This window comes from Acetivibrio sp., assembly GCF_035371925.1.
In the GTDB taxonomy this organism is placed as follows: domain Bacteria; phylum Bacillota; class Clostridia; order Acetivibrionales; family Acetivibrionaceae; genus Hungateiclostridium.
The window spans coordinates 1-5,562 of record NZ_DAORXT010000132.1; the positions used below are offsets into that span (position 1 = coordinate 1).

Annotated in this window: 8 protein-coding genes and 1 tRNA gene; 4 read left to right on the top strand and 5 right to left on the bottom strand. The window is 38.0% G+C overall.

All coding sequences use genetic code 11. The annotated features are described in order from the left end of the window. Positions 1-381: potassium transporter TrkG (locus PLH43_RS12800; RefSeq protein WP_324363738.1), on the top strand; the 381-nt coding region annotated here is incomplete at its 5' end. A 7-nt stretch (positions 382-388) separates the two neighbouring features. On the opposite strand, the gene PLH43_RS12805 is transcribed toward PLH43_RS12800, so the two are convergent. From PLH43_RS12805 to PLH43_RS12815, 3 genes are read right to left on the bottom strand one after another with little or no spacing between them, the layout of a single operon-like run. After that, entirely contained in the window at positions 389-667 is a 279-nt protein-coding gene (locus tag PLH43_RS12805; RefSeq protein ID WP_324363740.1) for a TrkA C-terminal domain-containing protein, read from the bottom strand. 11 nt (positions 668-678) lie between these two features. After that, a complete protein-coding gene (locus tag PLH43_RS12810) occupies positions 679-1,056 on the bottom strand; it encodes an NAD-binding protein (RefSeq protein WP_324363742.1) in 378 nt (125 codons plus the stop codon). Positions 1,057-1,080: 24 nt separating this feature from the next. Beyond that, positions 1,081-1,716: a TrkA family potassium uptake protein gene (locus tag PLH43_RS12815; RefSeq protein WP_324363745.1), complete on the bottom strand. Its 636-nt coding sequence runs from the start codon at positions 1,714-1,716 to the stop codon at positions 1,081-1,083. A gap of 280 nt (positions 1,717-1,996) precedes the next feature. Here PLH43_RS12815 and PLH43_RS12820 point away from each other — a divergent pair, with 280 nt between their 5' ends. Continuing rightward, positions 1,997-2,680, top strand: a complete 684-nt coding sequence (locus PLH43_RS12820; RefSeq protein WP_324363747.1) for a DUF421 domain-containing protein — start codon at positions 1,997-1,999, stop codon at positions 2,678-2,680. Next, positions 2,681-3,070, top strand: a complete 390-nt coding sequence (locus tag PLH43_RS12825; protein WP_324363749.1) for a DUF4363 family protein — start codon at positions 2,681-2,683, stop codon at positions 3,068-3,070. A gap of 102 nt (positions 3,071-3,172) precedes the next feature. Here the strand turns inward: PLH43_RS12825 and PLH43_RS12830 are convergent, their stop codons facing one another. Then, positions 3,173-4,174 (bottom strand): sodium:calcium antiporter, encoded by a 1,002-nt coding sequence (locus PLH43_RS12830; protein ID WP_324363750.1) that lies wholly within the window; start codon positions 4,172-4,174, stop codon positions 3,173-3,175. 202 nt (positions 4,175-4,376) lie between these two features. On the opposite strand from PLH43_RS12830, the gene PLH43_RS12835 reads away from it, so the two are divergent. Beyond that, positions 4,377-4,453: transfer RNA gene (locus PLH43_RS12835), tRNA-Val, on the top strand. 39 nt (positions 4,454-4,492) lie between these two features. Here the strand turns inward: PLH43_RS12835 and PLH43_RS12840 are convergent. Next, a complete protein-coding gene (locus tag PLH43_RS12840) occupies positions 4,493-4,624 on the bottom strand; it encodes a hypothetical protein (RefSeq protein ID WP_324363752.1) in 132 nt (43 codons plus the stop codon). Positions 4,625-5,562: the final 938 nt, after the last annotated feature.

The window sequence follows — 5,562 nt, forward strand, 5'->3', positions numbered from 1 at the left end:
GTAATGATAGCAACTATCATTTCCCAATCAAAGGGTTCTGCCGATACTATAATATTAAAAAGACGCATATCTCAAAAGGTTGTATACAGAGCCCTCTCAATTATCGGTCTGTGTGCGCTGCTGGTTGGCACAATAACCATTGTACTGATGGTTATTGAAGACGAACCGTTTATCGATATCCTCTTTGAAGTAACATCCGCCTTCTCCACTGTAGGTATGACCACAATAGGTACTTTTGATATGAGTATTGCAAGTAAATTCATGCTGTTAATTACCATGTTTTTAGGAAGAGTAGGGCCGCTGTCGTTTGCTATAGCTCTTTCAGCAAAAAACAGCAAAAAGGATTTGGTTTATCCGGAAGGTAAAATCATGGTCGGGTAATAATATCCTATCTTTTGCCTTTACCGATAAAGTACTCCTTCAATTCATCCTGGTCTTCTTTTGAAGAAACTGCAATAATAGAGTCATTTTCCTTTAATTCGGTAAATCCGTTGGGTATTATTACTTCTTCTCCTCGGATAACCGAGACCAGTACGCAGTCCTTGGGAATATTTATATCTTTAAGACACTTATTGCAAACCGGCGAACCTTTCGCGATGGTAATCTCGCTTAAAACCAGTCTCCCGCTTCTTAATTTCATAAGTGTCTTAATTCCCGTAAAATCCACTTCCTGCTCAATCAGCTCAGCATAATGGAAGTGCTGCTTACAGCAAGATCTACGCCTAATTTTTGAAAAATTTCTATATTTTTGGGATTATTAACTCTGGATATAGTTCTTTTTACACCAAAGTTTCTCTTTGCAAGCTGGCAAGCAATAAGATTGTCCTCATCCTTGCCGGTAACTGCAATAAAAACATCCGCTTTTTCAAGCTCCACTTCCGAAAGTATTTCAAGGTCCGTACCGTCACCATTTATTACAGGAATGTGAAGTTCATTTGCAACCTTAATACAAACATCCTCTTGCGGCTCGATAATCGCTATTCTATGCTTATAGGGAAGAAGAGTCTTAACCAGATAGTATCCTATCTTTCCGCCCCCTGCAATAACAATATACATAAAAACAAACCTCCAACAATTATATTAATTTTTTCTGCTTTGAACCTTACCGGATTTGCTGGCTATCACCAGAACATCATCCTTATTTAAAATCATTTCCGGATCGGGAAAATTAAATTCACCGTCTCTTATGACACCAAAAAGGTGAAAGTCCCGGCTAGGCTTTAATGCCCCCAGCTTTTTGCCGGCATCTCCGTTTTGAACCTTCTTATGACTGAATACAATGGCTGTGTTTGCTATGGTATGAATGGATGTTTCTCTTTCGCAGAGTACCATTGAGCGTATTAAATCAACAGTAATTTCGGTGGGACATATGGTTTCAAGACCGAACTGATGAAACACATGCTCCCGCGCAGGGTTGTAAATCCTCGCCACCACTCTGGGGACATTGAAAATCTCCTTTGCCATCTGTGAAACCATTATGTTTGTATTATCATCCGGAGTAACCGCTGCAACAACATCGGCTGTTTGAATTCCAGCCTTCTTTAAAATATCCTGATCAATGGGAACTCCGGTAACGGTTAATCCTCCAAAATCAGGATCCAAAAGCTTGAATGAGTCAGGAGCGTTGTCAATAATAACCACATCATGTCCTTCCTCGGACAAAACCTGGGCAAATCTTGAACCAACCTTGCCACAGCCAACTACAATTACAAACATATTTATCCTCCTGAACGTACCAGCAATTAATATATGCCATTTATTCTATATCATGTGAGCATTTTTTGCACATTATTATTTTGGTGAATTTTGTTCAAATTTCTGCCTTTATAGGATGATTGTATGCAAATATTTCGATATTCCTTATATTACATAATTATTACTAAATTTATCGGCTATTTAAGCAAATTACTACATGGAATAGAGTTTTTGAAAAAAGAAATGCTAATAATAATGAGGAACTAAAAACAACGACAGCAAAAAATGAAAGGATGATTATGTGTCTATAATTGTTTTTAGAACACTGTTTCTTTATATGATTGTTGTAATTATCATGAGAATAATGGGCAAGCGTCAAATCGGTCAGCTACAGCCCTTTGAGCTTGTTATTGCCCTAATGATATCGGAGCTTGCCGCATTACCTATGCAAAATACCGGAATACCCCTGATAAACGGCATAATTCCCATACTTACACTGTTATTCGCCCAAGTAACCCTGTCCCTTATAGGGTTAAAAAGCACCAAGGCAAGAGCAATAATTTGCGGAAGGCCCAGCATTTTAATCCAAAACGGTAAAATAAATGAACAACAGCTAAAAAAAGAGATGTATACCATAAATGACCTTTTAGAGCAGCTAAGAATCAAAAATATACACAATATAGCCGATGTTGAGTTTGCCATTCTTGAAACCAACGGGCAGCTGAGCGTAATACCTAAATCACAGAAAAGACCTTTAAGTCCTGAAGACCTTAATGTACCTACAAAATATGAGGGTCTGTCGCTGGACATTATTATTGACGGTGAGATAAGCCAGGAGAACCTCAAATTGGCAAACCTCGACGTAAACTGGCTAAATAACACACTTTCCAAATTTGGAATAAATAATCCCAAAGACGTGCTTTTTGCAAGTCTTGACTCGGAAGGCAACCTCTATTATCAGGTTAAGGAAAGGAGAAATAAATAAATGCATTTATCCAAAATATTGACAGGACTTGCTATATTGGGTACCATTATAATAGGTATATCCCTATATGCATCCTCAGTTTTCTCAAGGGATGCTCAAATCCTTGAAAACCGGATTATTGAAATTGAAGAAAGTGTAGACAAAAAAGACTGGGCATCTGCCGAAAAAAATCTTATGGCTGTCCGGGAAGAGTGGGATAAAACTGAAAAGATGTGGGCAGTCCTCATAGAGCATGCTGAAATAGACAATATCGATACATCCCTCACAAGGGTGTCGGAATATATTAAAAGCAGAGATGTCTCTATGACAATGGCAGAAATAGCAGTATTACGCAATTCTATAAGGAATATCCCGGAAAATCAATCCTTTTCCCTGAAAAATATTCTCTGACGACCGATATCTTTCATTGTGCCGAAAGACAAAATAGAATCCGGGGCAATAAGAGCCCCTTTCTAGCTTTTTTCTTGATTTTACTTAAGCAGGTTGAATAATTTATGCCTTCATAAAAAGGGAGATTATAAACAGGGCATAAAATGCGCCTCCCATAAGCAGCGGAATGAGATTAAGCTTTCCCTTGTCCTCTATCCAAAAGTATATTGTGGAAGCGGACAAAGTAGCCATTACGGAGCTTACTATAATGTGGGAGTTAAGCTGCCATGGTGTTGCAAGGATTCCGATTGATACCGGTATGCAGCTCTGAAATACCATTGCTCCTGTTATATTGCCCAGCGCCAAGGTATCTTTTTTCCTGGCTATCCAGATAATACTGTTGAATTTTTCCGGAAGCTCCGTTACTATGGGGGTCACTATCAAAGACAGGATAATGGGAGTTATACCGATATAGTCCGATACATACTCTATATTTTTTACGAAAATATTGGCCCCGAAAATTATGCCCGCTAATGAGATGCAAATTTGAAGCAAAATATTATGCATATTGTTTTTTAAGCCGAATATTTTTGCCAGATAGAGCTCATCCAAATGTCCGTGGTTTACACTGTCCTGTCTCACCGTCAAAATAATATAATAGATGTATGTCGCCACAAGAAATGCAGAGACTATCCTTTTTATAAAACGGATATTTATAAAGGCAGTTGCCACTCCCACGCTGTAAGCAACAAGGAAAAAACTGATATCACGGCTCACGATGTCACTGTTTACATGCATGGTTATGCCCGTTCCCCTTCTTGATCTGAACAAAATGACACTGGCACCTACCACAAAAAATGCAAGGGTACTTAGCATGAAAGGCGCTCCTAAAATTGCACCAACGCCTACGTCCATTGATTCTCTGTCCTCTCCCAAGAACAGTATCGCAATAATCGGAATCATTGTTTCCGGAAGACATGTGCCTACGGCGGAAAATATACTTCCTACAACGCCATCTCCAACTCCAAGCTTTCTTCCCAGCCACTCAATACCGTTTGTAAAGAACTCACAGCTGGTTAAAATCAGAGCAAGCGCCATGAGCATTTGTGCCACATTTATCCACATCGCTATTCATCACTTTCATATGTAAATTAGCAAAATCGCTTCTTTGTAAGTATATTAGTTTGGTCCCGTTTTTATTAAAATTTTATTTATAAAAAAGTCTTATTTTTCAAAAACTATACTGGTATTTATATACACCGCTAATTTTTTTAATTGCTCTTGACACAACAAGTCTTTGGCTGTAAAATTATTGTTGTGCAAATATGGGCGATTAGCTCAGCTGGTTAGAGTACCACGTTGACATCGTGGGGGTCGATGGTTCGAGCCCATTATCGCCCACCAAAAAGGTACTGTCGTATATGACAGTACCTTTTCTAATTTTTAATCTAATACCCTTCTAATTTCCGGCATCTCTAATTTTGGAACATTCTTAATTTGTTCTTCTTCAAAATTTGTCCTGTACGCTTCAGGGTCTCCAAATGAGTCAATTCCAAGATGATGCTTTGCTTTCATTTCCAATTCATCAGAATCTAAAATTTCCTTTAAAATCTGACATCTGTCAATCCCCCATTATTTACTATATGGAACATATTGATTCGGTCCAACTCTCACAAGAATTTCACCGCCTGCCTTACTATATCTTTTTGAAAATTCTTGGATACTATAGTCTTAGGTGAAACAATCAAAAAATCTTTGAAGTGTTCTGCAGCTTCACCAGCTGCACCTAATACATCATGATGATTTGATATTGTCAATATTACTTGACACATTTTTCTCGTACAATTTGTGGTTTTTGCGCTGGGATATAATGGGATGGAGAGTAGCGAAATCCCATTATATCCCAGCGCGCCGCCTCGCTCCCATCGTTACGCTGTTTTAGCATATTGTTCCTCATAGAACTTCTTCCTCTTTACCATAGGCGGAAGCCCACCATTCGCCGAACAGATCCTGCGATTATTCCATTTTCTTATTTTTAGACTATTTGTTCGAGGTCTTTGTGTCAAGTATTATTATACAACATCAGATGAAATGTCTGATATTTCATTTATTCAAGCTTTCCATCTGCTTATGCAGGTGTTCTTAGATACAATCACAGATAAGCTCTCATTAACTTCTGAGCAGTTGGATCAATTGCTGGAAGCATTCATAGCTGCACTTCCAAAGGAACTTAAGGCTAGACTTTTACTGTCTGCATAAGAACAGGAATCATGATACTTATATAAAGCCAAATATTGAATTTTCAAGGTGCATAGAGATTATTAATCTGCGAAGTTTAAGTTAGGATATATTAAATTTTTGGCATCAGGTCCCAAAAGAGTCTCTAAATATAGCCGATTTTGTAGTATTTTTGGATCATTAGGTCGATATTGAAGGGCAACTTCATTATGTAGATAAGCTATATAGTTTAGACTTTTATAAATATAATTACATTATATTACCTGTATAACACC

Bases quoted from the DNA above. Each gene is read 5' to 3' on its own strand.
- PLH43_RS12830 (WP_324363750.1), bottom strand. From the start codon at position 4,174: ATGTGGATAAATGTGGCACAAATGCTCATGGCGCTTGCTCTGATTTTA.
- PLH43_RS12840 (WP_324363752.1), bottom strand. From the start codon at position 4,624: ATGAAAGCAAAGCATCATCTTGGAATTGACTCATTTGGAGACCCTGAA.
- PLH43_RS12815 (WP_324363745.1), bottom strand. From the start codon at position 1,716: ATGTTTGTAATTGTAGTTGGCTGTGGCAAGGTTGGTTCAAGATTTGCC.
- PLH43_RS12825 (WP_324363749.1), top strand. From the start codon at position 2,681: ATGCATTTATCCAAAATATTGACAGGACTTGCTATATTGGGTACCATT.
- PLH43_RS12810 (WP_324363742.1), bottom strand. From the start codon at position 1,056: ATGTATATTGTTATTGCAGGGGGCGGAAAGATAGGATACTATCTGGTT.